The 20,105-nt window shown below is 68.5% G+C and carries 19 protein-coding genes and 1 pseudogene; 11 read left to right on the forward strand and 9 right to left on the reverse strand.

Annotated features, from left to right (window positions below):
• Positions 1 to 293, reverse strand: a pseudogene (locus tag BM417_RS37785) (helix-turn-helix domain-containing protein); the annotation flags it as partial.
• A gap of 212 nt (positions 294 to 505) precedes the next feature.
• On the reverse strand, positions 506 to 1,240 hold the full coding sequence (locus tag BM417_RS37790) for an SDR family oxidoreductase (RefSeq protein WP_093604505.1): 735 nt from the start codon (positions 1,238 to 1,240) through the stop codon (positions 506 to 508).
• A gap of 68 nt (positions 1,241 to 1,308) precedes the next feature.
• Here BM417_RS37790 and BM417_RS37795 point away from each other — a divergent pair, with 68 nt between their 5' ends.
• Positions 1,309 to 2,088: a helix-turn-helix transcriptional regulator gene (locus tag BM417_RS37795; protein WP_093604507.1), complete on the forward strand. Its 780-nt coding sequence runs from the start codon at positions 1,309 to 1,311 to the stop codon at positions 2,086 to 2,088.
• On the opposite strand, the gene BM417_RS37800 is transcribed toward BM417_RS37795, so the two are convergent.
• Positions 2,085 to 2,903, reverse strand: a complete 819-nt coding sequence (locus tag BM417_RS37800) for an esterase/lipase family protein (protein ID WP_093604509.1) — start codon at positions 2,901 to 2,903, stop codon at positions 2,085 to 2,087. The two genes, BM417_RS37795 and BM417_RS37800, sit on opposite strands and share 4 nt — an antisense overlap.
• A gap of 221 nt (positions 2,904 to 3,124) precedes the next feature.
• On the opposite strand from BM417_RS37800, the gene BM417_RS37805 reads away from it, so the two are divergent.
• Both BM417_RS37805 and BM417_RS37810 read left to right on the forward strand, forming a co-directional pair.
• Complete coding sequence (locus tag BM417_RS37805; protein ID WP_245822527.1) at positions 3,125 to 4,738, forward strand: WS/DGAT/MGAT family O-acyltransferase; 1,614 nt, start codon at positions 3,125 to 3,127, stop codon at positions 4,736 to 4,738.
• Between the two features lie 50 nt (positions 4,739 to 4,788).
• Entirely contained in the window at positions 4,789 to 5,292 is a 504-nt protein-coding gene (locus BM417_RS37810; protein WP_093604513.1) for a hypothetical protein, read from the forward strand.
• Here BM417_RS37810 and BM417_RS37815 read toward each other — a convergent pair.
• From BM417_RS37815 to BM417_RS37825, 3 genes are read right to left on the reverse strand one after another with little or no spacing between them, the layout of a single operon-like run.
• Entirely contained in the window at positions 5,202 to 6,116 is a 915-nt protein-coding gene (locus BM417_RS37815; protein ID WP_093604514.1) for an alpha/beta fold hydrolase, read from the reverse strand. The two genes, BM417_RS37810 and BM417_RS37815, sit on opposite strands and share 91 nt — an antisense overlap.
• Positions 6,117 to 6,159: 43 nt before the next feature.
• Entirely contained in the window at positions 6,160 to 6,996 is an 837-nt protein-coding gene (locus BM417_RS37820) for a hypothetical protein (protein WP_093604516.1), read from the reverse strand.
• Entirely contained in the window at positions 6,993 to 7,562 is a 570-nt protein-coding gene (locus BM417_RS37825; RefSeq protein WP_093604518.1) for an RNA polymerase sigma factor, read from the reverse strand. The genes BM417_RS37820 and BM417_RS37825 overlap by 4 nt, the downstream gene beginning before the upstream one ends.
• A 71-nt stretch (positions 7,563 to 7,633) precedes the next feature.
• Between BM417_RS37825 and BM417_RS37830 the strand changes: the two genes are divergently transcribed.
• Entirely contained in the window at positions 7,634 to 8,539 is a 906-nt protein-coding gene (locus BM417_RS37830; RefSeq protein ID WP_177320829.1) for a phosphotransferase, read from the forward strand.
• Positions 8,540 to 8,552: 13 nt separating this feature from the next.
• On the opposite strand, the gene BM417_RS37835 is transcribed toward BM417_RS37830, so the two are convergent.
• Both BM417_RS37835 and BM417_RS37840 read right to left on the reverse strand, forming a co-directional pair.
• Complete coding sequence (locus BM417_RS37835; RefSeq protein ID WP_407656197.1) at positions 8,553 to 10,622, reverse strand: discoidin domain-containing protein; 2,070 nt, start codon at positions 10,620 to 10,622, stop codon at positions 8,553 to 8,555.
• A gap of 222 nt (positions 10,623 to 10,844) precedes the next feature.
• Entirely contained in the window at positions 10,845 to 13,025 is a 2,181-nt protein-coding gene (locus BM417_RS37840) for a pentapeptide repeat-containing protein (protein ID WP_093604520.1), read from the reverse strand.
• Positions 13,026 to 13,201: 176 nt separating this feature from the next.
• Here BM417_RS37840 and BM417_RS50160 point away from each other — a divergent pair, with 176 nt between their 5' ends.
• The 7 genes from BM417_RS50160 to BM417_RS37870 are packed head-to-tail and all read left to right on the forward strand — an operon-like array spanning position 13,202 to position 19,255.
• Complete coding sequence (locus BM417_RS50160) at positions 13,202 to 13,291, forward strand: putative leader peptide (RefSeq protein ID WP_322789012.1); 90 nt, start codon at positions 13,202 to 13,204, stop codon at positions 13,289 to 13,291.
• A 41-nt stretch (positions 13,292 to 13,332) separates the two neighbouring features.
• On the forward strand, positions 13,333 to 14,448 hold the full coding sequence (locus tag BM417_RS37845; protein WP_093604522.1) for an ROK family transcriptional regulator: 1,116 nt from the start codon (positions 13,333 to 13,335) through the stop codon (positions 14,446 to 14,448).
• A 44-nt stretch (positions 14,449 to 14,492) separates the two neighbouring features.
• Complete coding sequence (locus BM417_RS37850) at positions 14,493 to 15,452, forward strand: TauD/TfdA dioxygenase family protein (protein WP_093604524.1); 960 nt, start codon at positions 14,493 to 14,495, stop codon at positions 15,450 to 15,452.
• Complete coding sequence (locus tag BM417_RS37855) at positions 15,452 to 16,477, forward strand: ABC transporter substrate-binding protein (RefSeq protein ID WP_093604526.1); 1,026 nt, start codon at positions 15,452 to 15,454, stop codon at positions 16,475 to 16,477. The genes BM417_RS37850 and BM417_RS37855 overlap by 1 nt, the downstream gene beginning before the upstream one ends.
• Positions 16,474 to 17,307 (forward strand): ABC transporter permease, encoded by an 834-nt coding sequence (locus tag BM417_RS37860; RefSeq protein WP_093604528.1) that lies wholly within the window; start codon positions 16,474 to 16,476, stop codon positions 17,305 to 17,307. The genes BM417_RS37855 and BM417_RS37860 overlap by 4 nt, the downstream gene beginning before the upstream one ends.
• Positions 17,283 to 17,945, forward strand: coding sequence for an ABC transporter ATP-binding protein (locus BM417_RS37865; protein WP_093604530.1), 663 nt, complete (start codon positions 17,283 to 17,285; stop codon positions 17,943 to 17,945). The genes BM417_RS37860 and BM417_RS37865 overlap by 25 nt, the downstream gene beginning before the upstream one ends.
• Complete coding sequence (locus tag BM417_RS37870) at positions 17,942 to 19,255, forward strand: LLM class flavin-dependent oxidoreductase (protein WP_093604532.1); 1,314 nt, start codon at positions 17,942 to 17,944, stop codon at positions 19,253 to 19,255. The genes BM417_RS37865 and BM417_RS37870 overlap by 4 nt, the downstream gene beginning before the upstream one ends.
• Here the strand turns inward: BM417_RS37870 and BM417_RS37875 are convergent.
• Positions 19,244 to 20,104: a patatin-like phospholipase family protein gene (locus BM417_RS37875; RefSeq protein WP_245822529.1), complete on the reverse strand. Its 861-nt coding sequence runs from the start codon at positions 20,102 to 20,104 to the stop codon at positions 19,244 to 19,246. The two genes, BM417_RS37870 and BM417_RS37875, sit on opposite strands and share 12 nt — an antisense overlap.
• Position 20,105 lies beyond the last annotated feature (1 nt).

Genomic DNA, 20,105 nt, shown 5'->3' on the forward strand with positions numbered 1-20,105 from the left:
ACCGGGGACGGCACCGGCGGAAGAGCACGCTTCTTACGGCCGATCGTGGCCTGAATGTCGCCGCCGGTCTCGGCAAACCGCCTGGCGACCAGCCGCAGCATCTCACCCGAGACCCCGAGCCGGGCCGCGATCACTTCCTTCGGATCAGGCTCACCCACCGAGGTATCCAGCGCGAGCAGCACCCGCGCCCGCCGGATCGCCGACGCCGAGTGCACGCCCGTGGTGGTCAGCCGGAGCAGTTCTTCACGATCCCGCGCCGACAACGTGACCGGCCGTTTCAACTGGGAGGCCATGACAACAGCCTCCCAGCCACATGCATCAAAACTAAGCAGCGACACACTACTAGTGGCGTGGCCCAGAACGTTGCCGGGCGAATTCGCGGTCAGACGGGTGCATCGTCGTACCGCCCCCACGTCCTCGTACTGGTTGTACGTGGGCGTGGGGGCGGTACGACGAGGTGCCCTGCTGAGCGTGAATTACCCAGTCAACGTTCTGGGTCGCGCCACTAGCTCTGGGCGGTCGGCCGCACGGCGATCTCGTTCACGTCGACGTCGGCCGGCTGCTCGATCGCGAACGCGATGGCGCGGGCGATGGCGTCCGGCGGGATCGCGATCTCGTCGCGCATGCCCGCGATCCGTTCCCGCACAGCGGTGTTGCTCGACGCCTCCGCGAAACCGGTGTGCACGAAGCCGGGGAACACGGTGGTCACCCGCACCGAAGGGCCCGCCTCCTGACGCAGGCCCTCGCAGATCGACCGGACCGCGACCTTGGTGCCCGCGTAGACCGCCATGGCCGGCACTACGTTGAACGCGGCCGTGGAGGCCGTGGTGATGAAGTGCCCTGCTTGTTGCTCACGGAACACCGGTAGCGCGGCCGCGATGCCGTGCAGCACGCCCTTGATGTTGACGTCGACCATCTCGTCCCACTCGTCGACGCGCAGGTCGTCCAGTGGCGAGATCGGGCCGACTCCCGCGTTGCCGACCAGCACGTCGAGCCGGCCGAACCGCTCGCGGGCCAGTGCCACCAACGCGTGCAGGTCTTCGCGGCGGGTCACGTCGGTGCGCGTGTGCACGGCCGTGCCGCCCGCCTTCTCGATCCTGGCCACGAGGTCCGCGAGACGCTCCGACCGGCGTGCCCCGAGCACGAGGCGCGCGCCCCGTTCCGCGAGCAGCAAGGCGGTCGCCTCGCCGATCCCGCTGCTGGCGCCGGTGATCGCCACGACTTTGTCCGTAGTTGCCATGAACCCAGCCTGCGTTAGGCTCAGCCTGGTATCCAGAGCCCCTTTATTCTGGTACTGGAGGTGCCAGCATGCGACGAACGGACGATCAGCGCCGCGAGCTGGGCGCGTTCCTGCGCAGCCGCCGCGAACGGCTCACCCCTGCCGCGGCGGGCCTGCCGCGCACCGGCCGGCGGCGCACTCCAGGCCTGCGCCGGGAGGAGCTCGCGGTGCTCGCGGGGATCAGCGCCACCTGGTACACGTACCTGGAGCAGGGCCGCGACGTGCAGGCGTCCGACCAGGTGCTCGGCGCGCTGGCCTCCGCCCTCGGGCTCGGTCCGTCCGAAAAGGACCATCTGTTCCGGCTCGCGGGCCACGCGCGACCGCACACCCTCGAAGCCGAACTGGCCGCGGAAGTCGCTGCCGTGCCGGGGTTTCTGGACCCGCATCCGGCGTTCATCATCGGCGCCACCTACGACGTGCTCAGCCACAACGAGGCGGCGGGCGAGCTCTTTCCCAGTCTCCGCAAGGAGAAACCGAGCTTCGCGCGCTGGGTGTTCACCGATCCGGAGTCGCGGCACGTCCTGATCGACTGGGAGGTGGAGGCCCGCGGCCTGCTGGCCCGGCTGCGCGCGCTCGCCGGCCGGCATCCCGCCGACGAGCGGTTCACCCGGCTGATCGAGGACCTGCACGAGGCCAGCCAGGAGGTGCGCTCCTGGTGGCCCCACTACGACGTGCAGCCCCGGCACGGCGGCCGGAAACGCTTGCGGCACCCCAGGCTCGGGCCGCTCGACTACGCGTACACCGCGTTCCACCTCGCCGAGCAGCCCGACCAGACGCTGGTCGTCTACTCGGACGAACGGCCGTGCTAGGCGGCGCGCGGGTACAGGCGGGCCATCCCGGGCGGCGCGGCGAAGGGCGCCCACGTGCCCTCCGCCTGTGCCAGCCGGTCCGCTACCACCCACAGAACGCTGGAGTTGAAGCCATATCCCAGGTGTGAGGACGACACCTGGACGTTCTCCCTGCGCTGTCCCGGTTCCTCGACGCACGACTCCCACGAGACGATGCCGTCCGTCTTGGAGTAGATCGACGTGGCGGGCACCGGGATCGGCGGCCTCGTCGACTCCAGCGGCGGGAACTCGTCCTTCGGGATGTGCAGCCGGGAGAACAACGCGAAAGCGGGCATTGCCCGTGACTGCACGGGATCGCTCATGTTGTACGGCGAACCCATGGTGATCACCTGGCGGACGCGGTGCGGGTGGTCGCGCGCCATCTCGCGCGCGAAGATCCCGCCCAGCGACCAGCCGACGATGGTGACCGGCCCGCCGTGGGCGTCCGAGACCTTCTTCACCAACGCGTGCATGCCGTCCACGGCCTTGCGCGTCGGCCCGATGTTGCGGCCCAGGCCCCACGGATTCACCTGATAGCCCAAACCGGACAGAAAACGGCGCAGCATCACCGTGGACGAGTCGGCGGCACCGAGGCCGGGAAAGACCAGGACCGGGTGGCCGTCACCGGACGGCGCGCCGCGCAGCATCGACCGGGTGGCCACGAACTCGCTGACGTCGAGCGCGCAGCGGGTGGGCTCGGTGAGATACCAGAACAGGCCGGGCGCACTGCCTCTGACGAGGTGGAGGGGCGAAGCGACAGGCACTTCGTAGACTTCGTCCGAAGGAACGGCAGACATAGGAGCCTCCCCACACGTCGACAACCCCGAGCCGGCGCCCTGGGCGGCGTTGCCCAGTGAGTCCATGATGTTTCGTGAACGATCTTTTTGCCAGTACTTTCGAGTCTCGATTCGCCACGTGCAGGTAACACGTTGGCAACCTCACACGTGTGCACTGCCTCTCACCTGCATGGACGTCGATTGAGACGCTTCGGTCCTCTACTCTTTTTCAAGTGGATCGGATGAGCTCTCTGGACGCCAGCTTCTACTTCATCGAGGACGAGAACGTGCCCATGCACGTCGGTTCCGTCCTGGTTTTCGACGGACCGGCCCCGTCCTACGGCGACGTGATCCGTCTCTTCCTGGCGCGCATGGACCAGGTGCCCCGCTACCGGCAGAAGGTGAAGGCGCTGCCGTTCCACGTCGGTCGTCCGGTCTGGGTCGACGACGACCACTTCAACATCCTCTACCACGTGCGCCACACCGCGGTGCCGTCGCCGGGCGGGGAGGACCAGCTGCGCAACCTCGCGGGCCGGATCTTCGCGCAGAAGCTCGACGACAAGAAGCCGCTGTGGGAGGCCTGGCTGGTCGAGGGCCTCGAGGGCGGTCGCTGGGCGATCATCTCCAAGGTCCACCACTGCATGATCGACGGAGTGTCCGGTTCGGACATGCTCCAGCTCATCCTCGACTTCAAGAAGGAGAGCGTCCTTCCGGAGCCGAAGGAGTGGAAGCCGCAGCCGCAGCCGTCCACGCTCGATCTGGTCATCGACGGTGTCCGCGACGCCGTGGTGACGCCGGTGCAGCACCTGTCCGCGTTGCCCGCCGTCGCGCGGAACGTGCGCTCCCTGAGCGAGATCATGGACTTCGGCAAGACCGTTCTCGGTTCTCTTCCCGGTACGGCGAAGCGTTTGGTCACGCGCGCGGCGACCTCTTTGAACGGTCCGATCGGACCGCACCGCCGGTGGGTGTGGGCGCGTGCGAACCTGGCTGAGATCAAACAGATCCGCACTGCCGCCGGTGGCACCGTCAACGACGTCATCCTGACGGCGATCACGCGTGGTTTCCGGGATCTGCTGGAGAAGCGCGGCGAGCTGACCGAGGGCATGGTCGTGCGGACCATGGTCCCCGTGTCGATGCGCAAGTCCGACCAGCACAACGAGCTGAACAACCGCGTCAGCGCCGTGCTGGTGAACCTGCCCGTGGGCGAGTCGGACCCGGTGCAGCGCCTCGCGTCGATCCGCGCGCAGATGGACGACCTGAAGAGCTCGCGCCAGGCCGCGGGTGCCGACGTCATCACGAACCTGTCGAACTTCGCCGCGCCGACGCTGATGGCGCTGGGGTCGCGGACCGCGATGCGGTTCCCGCAGCAGATCCTGCAGACCGTCACCACGAACGTTCCCGGCCCGCGCATCCCGCTCTACATGCTCGGCCGCCCGCTGGTGGAGATGTTCCCGTACGTGCCGGTCGCGTCCACGATCCGGATCACCGTCGGCATCTTCTCCTACCTCGACCGGTTCACCTTCGGCATCAACGCCGACTTCGACGGTGTGCCGGACGTCCAGCTGCTCGCCGACGGCATCCGCGCCGGTTTCGACGAGATGGTCGCGCTGGCCGCCGAGGCGACCGAGAGGGCGGAGACCGCCCAGAAGGTCGTCGACGCCACGCCCGCTGCCAAGCCCGCTCCCACCAAGCCTGCTGCCACCAAGTCTGCTGCCACCAAGCCCACTGCCGCCAAGCCTGCCGCTGCCAAGCCGGCGGCGAAGAAGCCCGCTCCCAAGCCTCGTGCCCCGCGGGCGACGACCAAGGCGGCGACCACCACCTCTGCCAACGGTGTGAAGCCGGAGACGACGGCCTGAGACACGATCTGACGGTTCAGGCGGGCGCACACGACCTGCAGCTGACCGTAGTGGGACTCGACGCACGGCTGGGCGCCCTGGGACTGGCGCTCGGTCAGGTCGACGACGTCCGCATCGAGCTGGAGGACGTTCGGTGGTCGCGCTGGCGTGCTCGCCGCGCGACCGTCGTGTGCCGGGACGTGCACGTGAACCCGCCCGCGGTCCTCGTGTCGTCGCCTGTGGAGTTCCGGGTCGAAGTGGACTTCGCGGACATTCCGGAGTTACAACCGGTCAGTTGGTTCCCGTTGACCGTCCAGTTGGTCGGCTCGGAGCTGCACGTGCGGCTGCACAAGTGGCTGCCCGCACGCGTGTTCGCGGTGCCGGAGCTGCCGCGCGGCATCCAGCTGACGGGGGTCGAGCAGCTCGACGACCACTTCGTGCTGACCGGGGCCGCCCCCGTGCTGCGGGAGCGGCTCACCCTGGGTCAGCTCGCGGACGTGCTCAGGCGGTTGGCGTCCATCCAGTCCAGGACCCGCTCGGACACGACCTCGGGGATCTCCATCTGGGGCACGTGACCGACGTTCGCGTACTCGTCGTAGCGCCAGTGCGGGTACTTGCGCGCCACGTACCGGGCGGCGGCGACGTTGACGAGCCTGTCGCGGTCGCCGCTCATCAGGAACACCGGCACGCGGACCTTGGACATCGCCCCGTAGTAGGCACCGCGCTTCGAGGACGTGAACACGACACTGCGCGCGGCGTCGAGGAACGCCCTGTCCAGTCCCTCGACCTTGGCGCGCTCGCCGATCAGGTGCTCGCTGGCCTGCTTGAGCTCCTCGGGGATGCCCGACGGGTCCGCGCAGACCAGTTCCAGCAGGCGTTCGACCTGACGGCGGGCCGGGACGGCCTTCGACCTGGCCAGAAAGCGTTCGCCGAGGCCCGGCACGGAGTACAGGAAGAACGTGCCGAGCATCGCCGGGTCCGGCCGCGTCCCGAGCACCATCGGCAGCGCGGGGTCGACCAGCACCAGGCCCCTGACCAGCTCGGGGTCGTAGGCGGTCTGGAAGAGCGAGATCAGCCCGCCCATCGAGTTGCCGACCAGGATCACCGGTTCCCCGACGACCTCGCGCAGGAACCGGCCCAGCAGCCTCGTGTTGGCCTGGACCGTGGTCTGCCGGCCCTCCGGGTTGGTCAGGCCGTGCCCGGCGAGGTCGACGGCCGTGACGCGGGCCTTCCGCGCGAGCAACGGCGCCAGCAGCACCCAGTTGAGGTGCGAACCGCCGAGGCCGTGCACGAGAACGATGCGCGGCCCGTCCGCCGGTCCGCCGAAGTCGACCCAGTGCACGGGCCCGTCGAGGTCCGCGTGGTGGCTGGTGCCGCCGAAGTTCGCCACAGTCGTCATACCAACCAGTATGTCGCTTGAACCAACCAGTCGGTAGTGACGTTCAGCGCCACGGTTGGGCGGGCAGGCAGTCAGCCTTCGGCGTGCGCCGGTCACCGAAGACGACCTCTCCGGTCCGCGGGTCGAGGTAGCAGGCGCGCTCCAGGTCGCTGCTGACGCCGAGCAGGGTGCCCTCGGCGTCGTAGGCCCGCACGACCTCGTTCGTCGGCGCGTTCGGAATGCCCCAGTTCGGGGGGTAGTAGATGCGCGCGGCGTACGTGCCGTTGGCGACCTTGGCTTCGACGGTCTGGTCATCGACCGTGAAGGTCACCCGCGCGACCTTGTCGTCGACCCTGCCGACGGAGGTGCGGTTGCCGGGCACGTTCGCCGACTCGGGCCTGCCGTCCATGGCACCGCCGGAGCGCGCCCCCTGGTAGTCGATGGAGAAGTGCCCTGGCAGCCACTGCACCGCGGTCTGCCCGAAGGCCGAGTTGTACGCGACACCACCGACGCCGATGCTGCACACGAGGCCTTCCTTCTCGCTGTAGAGCACTGCCCACCGGGTCTGGTCGTTCAACAGCTGGCGCAGCTTCGGCGGCTTGGAGCCGGCGGACTCGGCGCAGCCCTTCTCGATCGCGGCGACCTCCTCGCGCGGGATTCCGAAGTCGGCGGACGGTGTCGCCGGTGACGTGGTGATCTGAACTGCCGGCACCGGCAGCGTCGGGAGGGGCCTGAACACCACGATGCCGGCGGTGACGACGGCGACGGCAGCCGCGGCGGCGAGGATCGGGACGGCCAGCCGCCGGGACCCGCGTCGAGTGGCCGCGCGTTCGATCTCGGCGCGGATGCGTGCCTGGCGACCGGGTGGCAGGTCGCGAGTGGGCGGAAGCATGCTGGTCATCGGTCCTCCCCGGTGTGCACGAGCTCCCGGTGCTGCTGGAGCTTCGACTTCGCCTTGCTGACCCGCGCACGCACGCTGCCCTCGGTGATGCCCAGCACCGCCGCCGCGTCCGCGTACGACACCCCCGACCACACGCACAGCGCGAGCGCCTCACGTTCGTTGCGCGGCAGGTCCGCCACGGCGTCGAGCAGGTCCTTCATCTGCCGCTGGTCGTCGAGGCGCTCCGCGACCCGGTCCGCGTGGTCGGGCACCGGCCGTTCCTCGCCGACGCGTCGCAGGTTCCTGAGCCGCCGGGTGAGGGAGCGCTGCTCGTTGCGCACCACGTTCGTCGCGACCGTGAGCAGCCACGGCAGCGCCGACTCGCGCTCCAGCCGCACGTCGTCGCGCTTGCGCCAGGCCAGCAGGAACGTTGCCTGCAGGTGGTCCTCGGCCTCCGCCCAGGACGCGGTCAGCCGGAAGCAGTGGTTGTAGACCGCCTTCGCGTGCCGGTCGAACAGCACTCCGAAGGCGTGCGCACTGCCCCCAGCGGCCTGCGACCACAACGCTCGGTCGTCTTCGGTCGTCATGTCTGTTCGTGTCCGCTCATGGCAGAAGTGTTGGCACCAGTTTCACGTGCCTCCCACTACCGTTCCGCACCGTGGCACATCTGGGGGTGGCCGACCTCGCGGACATCGCGCAGGCGGCGTACGGCCGGGAACTGAGCGACGTGGTCCGCCTGCACGGCGGAACCAAGAAGGGCGTCTACCGCCTGACACTCGACGACGGCACGACGGGCGTCGCCTATGTGTGGCGCGCGACCGAGGACTACTGGCCCGCGCACGAGCACGATCCGTTGTTCGGCAACGCGAGCGGGCGCGACCTGTTCCTCACCGCCCACACCGCGCTGTCCGAGGCCGGGGTGTGCGTGCCGAGGCTGGTGCTGGTCGACCGCGACGTGATCGTGGTCGAGGACCTCGGCGCCGAGTTCCTGGAGAAACTGCTCGACCACGACACCGAGGCACTCGAACGGCTGTGGGACGACCTCGCGGCCATGCACCAGCGAACCAGCCCGCGTTACGGCCGTCCGAGCGCGCTACAGCCCTTGGACGCGCCGCCGGTGCCGGACGTGGTGCTACAACGCGCTCTCGGACATCTGGAAGCCTGTTGCGAACGGGTGCCGCGCATCGCGGCCGAGCGTGACCGCCTGGAAACCCAGCTGCGGCAACGGCATTCGGTGATCGAACCGCGCACGGCGTACGGGCTGATCCACGGCGAGCTCGGCCCCGACCACGTGCTCGTGGCCGACGGACGGCCGGTGCTGATCGACATCGAGGGCGTGATGTTCTTCGACATCGAGTGGGAACACGTGTTCCTGGAGCTGCGGTTCGGCCCGCACTACCGGCCGGTCGCCGGGCTCGATCCGGCGCGGACGTCGTTCTACCGGCTGGCGCAGCACCTGTCCCTCGTGGAGGGTCCGCTTCGCCTGCTGGACGGCGACTTCCCGCACCGGGACGCGATGCGGGAGATCGCCGAGCACAACGTCGAACGCGTGTTGGTCTGCTAGTGGCGTGTCGCTGCTAGATCTCCAGGTAGTCGAGGTTGGGGCCGCCGTTAGCGGTGGTCGCGGCCGCGCGGACGGTGTTGTCACCGGCCTCCAGGTTCAGCGTCACGGTCACCGGTTGCCAGGTCGTCCACGCCCCGGTGCCCGCGAACGCCTGCTCGTCGACCGCGAGCTGCCCGTTGACCGAGATGTCCAGCGGCCGGTTCACCGTCGTGCCGTTGGCGAACCGCAGCGTCACCTGGCGCGGCCCGGCGGTCTCGGCACGCACCGTGAACTCGACCGCGGAGCCGGAGACGTTGTCGTAGTTGACGAATCCGGTGCCGGAGAAGCCGGCGTGGTTGGACTCCACGACTCCCTGGGTGAGCGTGCCGTTCTCGGCCTCGTACCGCGACTCCGGCGTCGGCACGCCCGCTCCTGGATAGGCCGAGCCGAGCCACGCCTCGTCGATCCGCAGCTGCGCCTTGCCCTGCGTGGACGTCTTCTCCACCCGGATGTGCCGCGCGGTCGTGTTCGCGGGAAGGTCGATGAACTGCACACCGCGATGGTTGGCCAGCGATCCGGACTTGACGTTCGTCCAGTTGGACCCGTCGCTGGACGTGTAGACGTTGTAGTTCTTGACGCGCGCGGAGTTCGATGACGGGTAGGTGGTGGAGTCCTCGCGCTGGTTGAGCGCGACGTACGAGACCTTCTTCGCCGCACCCAGGTCGAAGCGCAGCGACACGGTGCCCGCACCCGTTGCGTCCCAATAGGTCTGGTAGTTGCCGTCGGCGGCGTGGGAGGCCGGGTGGCCGGAACCCGCGGCCGACGCGCTCATCGTGTACGACGAGGCCGGGATGATCCCCTCACGCCCGGCGGTCTCGACCTTGAACACCGTGTCGTACTGGTCCCAGTTCGAGATGCCGCTGAGCGTGATCGTGCCACCGGCCTGCGACCAGCTCACCGCCGCGCCCGTGCGCAGGTTCGTGACACGGCTGACCTTGTACCCGTTGTCGCGCACCTTCAACGTGCTGCCGGACGGCTTGGTGAGCACGTGCACGTAGTGGTTCTGCGGGTTGGTCTTGGAGACGGTCGTGACGCCGTGGGCGCCGTCGTTCCAGAAGCCCGGTTTGAGCCCACCGTTGAGGTAACCGCCGCCGTACGTGCCGCCGATCGACTCCCAGACGTCGCCGAGGTAGGTGTTCGTGAAGTTGTTGAAGGCGGCCTGGTTCGAGGGGAACTTGCCGTTGACCATCGCGGTCTCGGCCATCAACGCCTTGACGTCACTGCCCGCGTTGGTGATCAGGCGTCCCAGCGTCAGCTTGTAGTCGACGGCGGAGTTCGAGCCGGAGTACCACCACGCGCCGCTGCTCGGGAGCTTGAAGCACGCCTCGATCAGCCGTGGCGCCGCCGTGTAGACCGCCTGCGGGTAGTCGTAGTTCGGCGTCATGCCGGTCTTCTGCTCGTTGCTGATCGTGTCCATGATCGCGGTGTCCTCGTTGTTGTTGCTGAGGACCATGTCCGGCCGATCGCGCCGGATCCGTTCGTACAGGCCGTTCTGCTCCCAGTACGCGTTGTCGTTGTCGATCCAGAACCCGGCGAGCTTCGGGTAGCGCGCCATGACCTCGACGAAGTTGTCGTAGCTGAACTGCCCGAACCCCGGCCGCTCCTGGAGGTTCACCGACTTGCCCTTGTACTTCGAGTAGGCGGCCGAGTCGAGCCACTCGTGCCCGCCCTCGTCGTGCCACTGCGGGTCGTCGGTCATGTAGTTGATGACCTTGAGCCCCTCCGCGGAAGCGGCCTCGATGAGCTCGCCGAGGAAGTCGCGCTTGGTCGAGCAACTGCCGGGGACGGCGGACGGCCACGCCCGCGCGTAGCCCAGCCGCGAGTGGAACGACGCCAGCACGAGGTACTGCGCGTGCAGCTTCTTCGCCTCGTCGACCCAGTACTGCGCACTCCACCCGCCGCCCGTGACGGCGGCTTCCCAGGCGCTGCAACTGGTGTAGCCAGGACTCGTCCGCATCCCCCAGTGCAGGAACAGGCCGGACGTGGACGCCCGCAGCCAGTCCTGCCGCGGATGCAGCACCTCGGCGCGCGCCGGAGTGCTCACGCCTGCAACGAGTAGAACGGCGGTCATCAACACGCCGAGACGACGCAATGTTTTGCGCACGAGCCAGCCTCCTGGTGGACGCTCCCTGCGGCGGTAGGAAGACGTGCTCGGTGTTACCCGGACAGGTTTACGCCTCCCGAGGCCTCAGATTCAAGAGTTCATCGGAGGTCTGACGTGGTTACATGGTCGAAGGGGGAACAAATTGCCCCAATGAGCCGATGTCTAGCGCTCGTCTCGCTTGAAGAGCCGGCCGATCCCGGTGACCAGGCAGACCGCGAGCACCCAGCCCAGGACGGTGAACGCGAGCGACGCCCACCTCGCACCGTGCAACGGCACCCAGAGCTGGCTGTGTTCGAGGCTCATGATCGGCAGGAGCAGGTCGACCGTGTACAGCCACGGATCGAACCAGTGCGGATCGAGGTGGGGCCTGGCCTTGGCGAAGTTGTCCGCGTCCTGCCGGAGCAGGTGAAAGACGAAGCCGCCCACCAACGTGAGCGCCCCGAGGCACCACAGGATCCGCAGCGGCCGATAGCCATATCCGACGGTCGGACTGAGCAACCACCACACCGACCTGTGCAGCCTGCCGAAGAACCCGCTCAAAGACCGGCGCCGGGCGTCCTCCTTGGCCATCAGCACATCCGTCGCCTCGTCGTGCTGACCGGCACTCGCATAGGTGGCGGCGAGTTGCAGATAGACCTGCGGAACATACCGATGGTTGTCCCGCAGCCACCTAAGGCGCTTGTTCAACTCCATCGAGTTCTCGCGAAGTGCGCCGTAGACAAACCCGTCGAGCGTGCTGCCGGCCGACCAGTCGTTCTCGCTGTCGCCGAAAGACCCTGCCTGCGCCTGGCGCAGGTCGATCCGGCCCGCAGGCCGCTCAGCGAACTTGAACCGCAACGCCCCTCGAACCTGGGTGCCCCTGAGCTTCAGCGCCTTCCTTCCCCGCAGGAGGGCCTTGTGGAAGGTGAGCTCGGAACCGATCCGCGCGTCACACATCCGCACGCGTCCGCTCGCCCGGACCTTGTCGAAGATCACGGAGTGGCCGACCTTCACCCGGTCGCACCGCACCGCGTCCTCGCCGTGCTCCAGCTCCGCTCCAGTGAAGTCGATCTTCCCCTCGACCGACGCGCCCGCGAGGTCGACCTTGCCGTGCGCGACGAAAACCTTGCACAGTTTGATGTCCCGGACCACGTCGACACCGCGGGCGATCAACGCCTCTCCGTCGTCGCTGTCGAACCGCCCGCCCGAACAGTCGAGATCGCCTCCGATGTGCGCGTCGCTGAGCACAACCCGCCCTTGTGCACGGAAACGCTCGTCGCCCCGGACGGAGAGACTGAGATCGCTGCTCACCTTGAGCCCGAAGGCGTTCATCGCCACGCCGCGCTCGTTCTCGAGGTGTGCGCCCTGCGCACCCAGCAGACCGTCGACTCGCGCCCCGGCCAGGCGAAGCTCACCGCGCACGACCGTGCCTTCGCGTAGAACTAGGTTCAGGGAGGTCAGCGAGCGGGTGAGGTTGATGGCCACGCCGCCGGGGTTGGAGAACTCGCCGCCGGTGAGCTTCAACCAGCCACCGAATCGGCTGCCGACCATGTTCATCTCGCCGTCGACGACGCAGCCCGCGGAGAACTCCGCTTCCTGCCCCACAGTCATCCCGCCCGCGAGCAGCGCGATCCTGCCGGGACTGAGGAATCGCGCTCCGTCGCAGATCAGGCGTCCGGCGATGGTGGCACCGCTCAGGATCACGTCGCCCTCTGCCGTGAACCCGTCTCGCCAGAAGACGTGCTCGTCCACGGTGAGAGTGCTCAGTTGCAACGCCACTTCCCCCTCGGGATTGCGGAACGTCGCGCCCTCGCAGATGAACTGGCCACCGATGTGAGCGCCGATCATGCGCGTCAGCCCGGTCACCCTGAACCGGCCCGAGCAATAGACGTCCAGCTCCACTCGCAGCCCGTCCGCCTTGAACGCACCGTCCGCCGGTCCGTCGATCACGCAGTCGACCATGTCCAACTGCCCGGCCACGTGGGCACCCGTCAACCGCAGGCAACCGTTGATCACACAGTCGCGCAACGCCAGCCCGTCGTGAAGCCGGACCTGGGAGGCACGCAGTCCGGGCAGCCGGCAGTCCGCGAAGTAGAGGCCCGCCACGGTCGCTTGTTCGAAGTTCGGCGCATGCTCGAACGTGCATCGTTCGAACTCGACGGGGAAGCCGACCTCACCAGCCTCCACGTCGAGTTCGCCGACGACGACAACGTCGTGCAGGGTGAGTTTGCGTGGGCGGGAGCCCACGCCACGCAGCAGTTGCGTGCCGAGGAACTCGGCGCCGATCTCTCGGCCGGCGCCGGCGAACTCGACCCGGCCCAGCTCGTCCATGGCGTTGAACAGTTCTGTCTCCGCTGGCGTCATGTCGCGCGCACTCCTCTGCCGCGACCGCGTCCGCCAAGCGCGATCTGGTGTGCAGGGTAAGTCAGACCTGGACGGGCGCTTGTTAGCCGATGAGCGAACGTTCACCTGTTCAGCGGCATGTCTCACCACGTGAACGCCCTTGGCCGCGGCAGCGGGCGGATGTCAGCATCGGAGACATGTCCCAGGCATCCGTGCTCAGCACGCGCCGTCACGTCGACCTCCGTCGGCAGGCGAGCGCGATCTGTGCGGTGCCCGCCTTCGCCTGACCGGAGATCAGACGAGCCCCTGCGAGAAGGGGAGGGACCGCATGAGCCGCACCGCCGCCACCGTGCTCAGGTCCGTGCTGGACCACGGACCCGTCGCGCGCAGCACCATCGCGCGCCTCACCGGGCTGAGCGCCGCGACCGTCACGAAGCAGTACGCCGAACTGGCCGAACGCGGGCTGGTGCGCGAGGTCGACACCCGCGTTCCGCGCGTGACGATCGGGCGGCCGCACGTGCCGGTGGACATCGACGTGGACCGGCACGTGGTGTGCGGCGTCCACATCGCTTACGGGCACACGACTTTGGCGCTCGTCGACCTGCGCGGGCGGGTGCTCGCGCAGGAACGCGAGCCGCACGACCGGCCGGCGCCGGACTGGGCGCTGCGGCGGATCGCCGAGCGGGTGCCCGCGTTCCTGCGCAGGCACGACCGCGTGCCGATCGGCGTCGGGGTCGCCACCGGCGGACGGGTGGACGACGGCGCGATCGTCGAGCACAGCCAGCTCGGCTGGAAGGACGTGCGCGCCAAGGAGTTTCTGACCACAGCGCTCGACACGGCGGTTCAGGTCGAGTCGCACTCGAGGGCACTCGCGCGGGCCGAGCAGCTCTTCGGGGCTGACCCCAGAGCCCGCACCAGCCTGGTGCACCTGTTCGTGGGCAACGTGGTCGACGCGGCCATCGTCACCGGCGGCGGCGTGCACAGCGGGCCGGGTGGTGCGGCGGGTGAGATCGCGCACCTCCGGCTGCGCCACGACGACACGCCCTGTCCCTGCGGGCGGCGCGGGTGTCTTCAGGCCGCGACGTCGAACCGGACGCTCGCGGAACGGGCCGCGCGGGCCGGGATCACCGCGGAACCGTCGCTGGACCTGCTGATCGAGGTCGGCCGGCAGGGGGATCCGCGCGCGATCGAGCTGTTCCGGCGACGGTCGAGACTCGTCGGGCAGGCCGCGCGACTGCTGCTCGACGTGATCAACCCGGACGTGCTCGTGGTCGTGGAGGCCGGCGCGATCCTCATTCCCGGATGCTGGGAGGAATTGACATCGGAAATCGGCGAACGTAGTGGCGACGTCATTCAGACGAGTTTCGGCAGTGACGTTCTGAGCGTCGCCGCCGGAAGTGTCGTGCTCAGTGAGATCTACGGTGGCCCGACTTATTTTCCCTGAGCGGAAAATAGACATCGCCAGCCCCTGAACTGCACGCTTGTCTCATGACCTCAGTTCAGGAAAAGACCATCACGGTCAAGCCGATCGCCGGGCACATCGGCGCGGAAATCTCGGGTATCGACATTTCTCGGCCGCTCCGAGCAGCAGAGCTGGAAACGGTTCACAAGGCGCTGCACGCCCACAAGGTGATTTTCTTCCGCGACCAGGATCTGGACCACGCGAGCCAGATCGCGTTCGGCCGCCAGTTCGGCGAGCTCACCTACGCCCACCCGCACGACGACGCCCCGCCGACCGGTTTCCCGGAGATCTTCACGATCGACCCGCGCCGGTACGAGGAGCGCTACGGCAAGGACTTCAAGCAGCAGAACCAGAAGCGCCAGTACAGCTACTTCTCCGGCTGGCACACCGACGTCACCGCCGCGGTGAACCCGCCGGCCGCGTCGATCCTGCGCGCCGAGGTGGTGCCGGAGGTTGGCGGCGACACGACGTGGACGAACCTCGTCGCCGCGTACAACGGACTCTCCGCGCCGATCAAGTCCTTTGTGGACGGCCTGCGGGCCGAGCACCGCTACGGCGGTTCGGTGAAGGTCGCGGACGGCGCGTACGCCAAGCGCGTCAACGACAACCTGCTGGTCGCCGAACACCCGGTCGTGCGCGTGCATCCCGTCACCGGCGAGAAGGGCCTGTTCGTCAACCCCGGCTTCACGAGCCACGTCGTCGGCGTCTCCCCCAGCGAGAGCAAGGCGATTCTGGACCTGCTGTACGCCGAGCTGACCCGGCCCGAGTACACCGTGCGGTTCCGCTGGGAGCCGGGCAGCGTCGCGTTCTGGGACAACCGCGCCACCGCCCACCTCGCGCCGCGCGACCTGGAGCACCTCGACGTCCAGCGCACCCTGCACCGCGTCACGCTCATCGGCGACACCCCGGTGGGGCCGGACGGGCGCGAGTCCACGCTGCTCGCGGGCCGCCCGTTCACCGCCGACCACGCCGTGGTGGTGGACTGATGCTGACCCGGCGTTCCCTGTTGCTCGGCCTCGCGGCTCTCGGTGCCGCGGGGTGCTCCGCGGGCAACGGCACCACCACGCAGCAGGTCCTCGGCGACCTGCCCACGACGGCCCCGCCGCCGGACACCAAGCTCACGATCTCCATCCGCACCACGCTCAAGCAGCTGGAAGCATCGGGTGAGCTGGGCAAGCTCCCGTTCCAGGTCACCGACTGGCCCAACATCCAGGCAGGCCCGGACGTGATCCAGGCGTTCCGCGCGAAGTCCGTCGATCTCGGCGCCAACGCGGGCATCCCGCCGATCCAGGCGCAGGCGACCAAGCTCGCCACGAAGATCGTCGCGGTCGGCGAGCGCGACAAGCCCCTCTACACCTATGCCACCAAGCCAGGTTCGCCGATCAAGTCCCTGAACGACTTCAAGGGCAAGAAGATCGCGTTCAGCCAGGGCCAGGCTCAGGGCGTGGTCGTGCTGCGCACGCTCAAGGAGCTCGGGCTCAAGATCACCGACGTCGAGCTGATCCCGTTGACCAGCAACCAGTTCCTCACGGCGGTGCAGGCGGGACAGGTCGACGTCGCGGTGCTGGCCGAACCGCAGCTCACCAAGTACCTCGGCCAGTACCCGGACGCGCGGGCGATCGAGATGAAGTCCGTCGACCTGCTCACGGTCCTGTGGGCGCCGGTCGAGGTGCTCAACGACCCGGCGAAGCTCGCCGCGATCAAGGCGTTCATCCCGTTCTGGGCCCGTGGAACCGTGTGGAGCTACGAGAACCCGGACAAGTGGGTCGACCACTACTACGTGAAGGACCAGAACGTCTCCAAGGCCGACGGTGACCGGATCGTGCGGTCCCAGCCACCGCTGACCTTCCCGACGAACTGGGACCGCGCGGTCCAGTGGGAGCAGGAGACCGCGGACCTGCTGGCAGAAGGCGGTTTCGTGCCGAGGTTCGACGTGACCGAGCTGTTCGACCGGCGGTTCGAGAAGGTCGCCGCCGAGGCCGTGGACGCCAAGTACCGGAGCCGGACATGACCCACGTGCTCGATCGTCCCGCCACGATCACGACACCCGCCAAAGCACCGAAACGCAAGCGGCTGGGACTCGGCAAGCCCATCCCGTACGGAAGGGTCCTCGGCCCGGCACTGGTCATCGCCGTCTGGAGCATCACGTCCGCGACCGGCGCGCTCGACCCGCGGATCCTGTCCGCACCGTGGACGATCATCCAAACAGGATTCGAGCTGACCGCGAACGGCAAGCTGCCCGAGAGCATCCTCACCTCGCTCCAGCGGGCAGCCCTCGGATTCTTCTTCGGTGCCACGGCGGGCACGGTGCTCGCGATCCTCTCCGGACTCAGCCGCGTCGGCGAGGCGCTGATCGACGGCACGGTCCAGGTCAAGCGCGCGATCCCGTCGCTGGGCCTGATCCCGTTGCTGATCCTGTGGCTCGGCATCGGCGAGGAGTTCAAGATCGTGGTGATCGCCGTGACCGTCGCGACGATCATGTACCTCCAGACGTACGCGGCACTGACCGGCATCGACAGCCGATACGTGGAGCTGGCGGAAGCCGTCGGACTCAAACGCACCCAGTACGTGCGCAAGGTCGTGTTCCCCGGCGCGCTCCCCGGCTTCTTCCTCGGACTGCGGCTCGCGGTCACCGCGTCCTGGCTGTCGCTGGTGGTGCTGGAGCAGATCAACGCGACCAGCGGCATCGGCTACCTGATGTTCCAGGCGCAGAACTACGGCCAGACCGACGTCATCGTCGTCGGGCTCGTCGTCTACGGCCTGTTCGGGTTCGTGTCGGACGCACTGCTGCGGATCATCGAACGGAGGGCGCTGGCATGGCGACGCACGCTGTCCGGGTGAAGAACCTGACAAGGCAGTTCCAGCAACGCAAAGTGCTCGACGACCTCGACCTCACCATCGCGCCCGGCGAGTTCGTGGCACTGCTGGGCCGCAGCGGATCCGGCAAGTCGACGCTGCTCAAGGCCATCGCCGGACTCGACCACGACGTGACCGGCGAGGGCACCCTCGAAGTCCCCCAAGAGGTCGCGGTCGCGTTCCAGGACTCACGGCTGCTGCCGTGGCTGCGGGTGCTGGACAACGTCGAACTCGGCGTGAAACCGGGCAGGGGCAAGGCAGCACTGGAAGAAGTCGGGCTCAAGGGCCGCGAACGCGCCTGGCCGGCCGAACTCTCCGGCGGCGAGCAGCAGAGGGTCGCACTCGCCCGATGCCTCGTCCGCGAGCCCCGGCTGTTGCTGGCCGACGAACCGTTCGGCGCGCTGGATGCCTTGACCCGCATCAAGATGCACGCCCTGCTGCGCGAACTGTGCGCGAAGCACCGGCCCGCCGTTCTGCTGGTCACGCACGACGTCGACGAGGCGATCGAACTCGCCGACCGCGTGGTCGTTCTGCAGGAAGGCCGCATCGGCCTCGACCTCCCGGCGCACGACGCCGACCGCACGCACCTGTTGTCCGCACTCGGCATCGGAGTCGCCGCATGACGCTGCACCTCAACCTCTTCCTCCACGACACCGGCCACCACGAGGCGTCCTGGCGGCTGCCGGAGTCGGAACCGCTGGCGCACATCGACATCGCCTACCACCAGCGGATCGCGCGCATCGCCGAGGAGGCCAGGTTCGACTCGGTGTTCCTCGCCGACTCCCCCGTGCTGTGGGGAAAACCGAGCCGCCGCCCGTCCGGCAAGATCGAACCAACCATCCTGCTCACCGCGATCGCCGCCGTGACAACAAGAATCGGCCTGATCGCGACCGCGTCCACCACCTACAACGAGCCGTTCAACCTGGCCCGCCGGTTCAGCTCGCTCGACCACGTCAGCGGCGGCCGCGCGGGCTGGAACATCGTCACGACCGCCGGCGACGACGCGGCCCAGAACTTCGGCCTCGACGCCCAGCCCGCCCACCTCACCCGCTACGACCGGGCGGCGGAGTTCGTGGAGGTGTCGAAGAAGCTCTGGGACTCCTGGGACGACGACGCGATCATCGCCGACAAAACTCAAGGCGTGCACGCCAGGGACGACCGCGTCCACACGATCGGCCACGTCGGCCCGCACTTCAAGGTCCGCGGCCCGCTCAACGTGCCGCGCTCACCCCAGGGCTACCCGCTGCTGGTCCAGGCAGGCAGCTCGGAGGACGGCAGGGACTTCGCCGCCCGGCACGCCGAGGCCGTGTTCACCGCGCAGCAGACCCTCCAAGACGCGATCGCGTTCTACCGGGACGTGAAGCGCAGGGCGATCGAGTTCGGCCGCGACCCGAACGAGGTCAAGATCCTGCCGGGCCTGGTCCCGGTGATCGGTTCGACAGAGGAGGAGGCACACGCGCTCGACGCCGAACTGGAACGGCTGATCGTGCCGGAGCACGCGGCCAGGCAGCTCGCGACCCTGCTCAGGGTCGACCACCTGGAACTGGACGAGGAACTCCCCGCCGACCTGCCGGAGGAGGCCGCGATCGAGGGCGCGAAGTCGCGGTACACGCTGATCGTGGAACTGGGCCGGCGCGAACGGCTGACCGTCCGCCAGCTCATCGGCAGGCTCGGTGGCGGGCGCGGGCACAAGACGTTCGCCGGCACCGCGCTCCAGGTCGCCGACACGATCGAGGAATGGCACCGGGCGGGCGCGGCGGACGGGTTCAACATCATGCCCGCCGTGCTGCCGTCCGGGCTGGAGCGGTTCGCGGACGAGGTGCTGCCGATCCTGCGGCAGCGCGGCCTGTTCCGCACCGAGTACACCGGCCGGACGTTGCGCGAGCACTACGGCCTGCCGCGCCCCGCCAACCAGTTCGCATTACCCGTGTGACGGGTGCCCGTACAGTCCCGCGCCGGCGATCTCCAGCGTCGTGAGGAACGTGGTCGAGGCCAGGTAGGAGGCCTCGACCAGTTCCGCGGTGTGCGAGAAGTCCAGCGGCGTCACGGCCTGCACGGGCGCGCCGGGCAGGTACAGCACCGGGGCGGTCTGGGAGGCGAGCTCGACCTCCAGCACGGCCTGGTTGCGCATCCCCAGGGTCGCCCAGAACAACAACGTCTCGGCGAGTGTCTCCGGCACGGTCGGCAGGTGGCCTGGGAACGCGCAGTCCAGCACCACCAACGACTTCGCGCCCATCGCCAAGGCCTGCCGAATCGGCACGTTCGCCAGCACACCACCGTCGTAGAGCACCTGGTCGCCGATGCGCACGGGCGGATAGACGCCCGGAATCGCCGAGCTCGCGAGGATCGCGGGGATCAGCTCCCCCTCGACGATGTTCACGGCCTCACCGGTCACGCCGTCCACGGACACCGCGCCGAACGGCAGCATCAGCTCGGCGAACGACGTGCACCCGCCGAGCCCCTCGGTCAGCACGTCCGCGAGACCGGTGTTCGGGAAGAGATAGGTCTTGTTGGTGCGCAACGACCTCAGCTGCGCGATCGGCCCGCCGGGGAACACCCGCTGCCGCGTCATGCCCTCCCACAGCACGCCCAGCCGTTCGGCTGCCTTGTCCGGGTCGAGGGCGAGCAGCGAGCCGTTGACCGACCCCACCGAGGTGCCGACGACGAGGTCCGGCCGGACGCCGTGCTCCCGCAACGCGCGCAGCATGCCGACCTGCGCGGCACCGAGGCTTCCGCCTCCTCCGAGCACGAACCCGACTGGTCCTGGCAGTTCGATCGTCACG

This window comes from Lentzea waywayandensis (assembly GCF_900115955.1).
Lineage (GTDB): Bacteria > Actinomycetota > Actinomycetes > Mycobacteriales > Pseudonocardiaceae > Lentzea > Lentzea waywayandensis.

Coding starts and splice junctions, on each gene's coding strand:
- BM417_RS37790 (WP_093604505.1), bottom strand. CDS start 1,240: ATGGCAACTACGGACAAAGTCGTGGCGATCACCGGCGCCAGCAGCGGG.
- BM417_RS37795 (WP_093604507.1), top strand. CDS start 1,309: ATGCGACGAACGGACGATCAGCGCCGCGAGCTGGGCGCGTTCCTGCGC.
- BM417_RS37800 (WP_093604509.1), bottom strand. CDS start 2,903: ATGTCTGCCGTTCCTTCGGACGAAGTCTACGAAGTGCCTGTCGCTTCG.
- BM417_RS37805 (WP_245822527.1), top strand. CDS start 3,125: ATGAGCTCTCTGGACGCCAGCTTCTACTTCATCGAGGACGAGAACGTG.
- BM417_RS37815 (WP_093604514.1), bottom strand. CDS start 6,116: ATGACGACTGTGGCGAACTTCGGCGGCACCAGCCACCACGCGGACCTC.
- BM417_RS37820 (WP_093604516.1), bottom strand. CDS start 6,996: ATGACCAGCATGCTTCCGCCCACTCGCGACCTGCCACCCGGTCGCCAG.
- BM417_RS37825 (WP_093604518.1), bottom strand. CDS start 7,562: ATGACGACCGAAGACGACCGAGCGTTGTGGTCGCAGGCCGCTGGGGGC.
- BM417_RS37840 (WP_093604520.1), bottom strand. CDS start 13,025: ATGACGCCAGCGGAGACAGAACTGTTCAACGCCATGGACGAGCTGGGC.
- BM417_RS50160 (WP_322789012.1), top strand. CDS start 13,202: ATGTCCCAGGCATCCGTGCTCAGCACGCGCCGTCACGTCGACCTCCGT.
- BM417_RS37845 (WP_093604522.1), top strand. CDS start 13,333: ATGAGCCGCACCGCCGCCACCGTGCTCAGGTCCGTGCTGGACCACGGA.
- BM417_RS37850 (WP_093604524.1), top strand. CDS start 14,493: ATGACCTCAGTTCAGGAAAAGACCATCACGGTCAAGCCGATCGCCGGG.
- BM417_RS37855 (WP_093604526.1), top strand. CDS start 15,452: ATGCTGACCCGGCGTTCCCTGTTGCTCGGCCTCGCGGCTCTCGGTGCC.
- BM417_RS37860 (WP_093604528.1), top strand. CDS start 16,474: ATGACCCACGTGCTCGATCGTCCCGCCACGATCACGACACCCGCCAAA.
- BM417_RS37865 (WP_093604530.1), top strand. CDS start 17,283: ATGGCGACGCACGCTGTCCGGGTGAAGAACCTGACAAGGCAGTTCCAG.
- BM417_RS37870 (WP_093604532.1), top strand. CDS start 17,942: ATGACGCTGCACCTCAACCTCTTCCTCCACGACACCGGCCACCACGAG.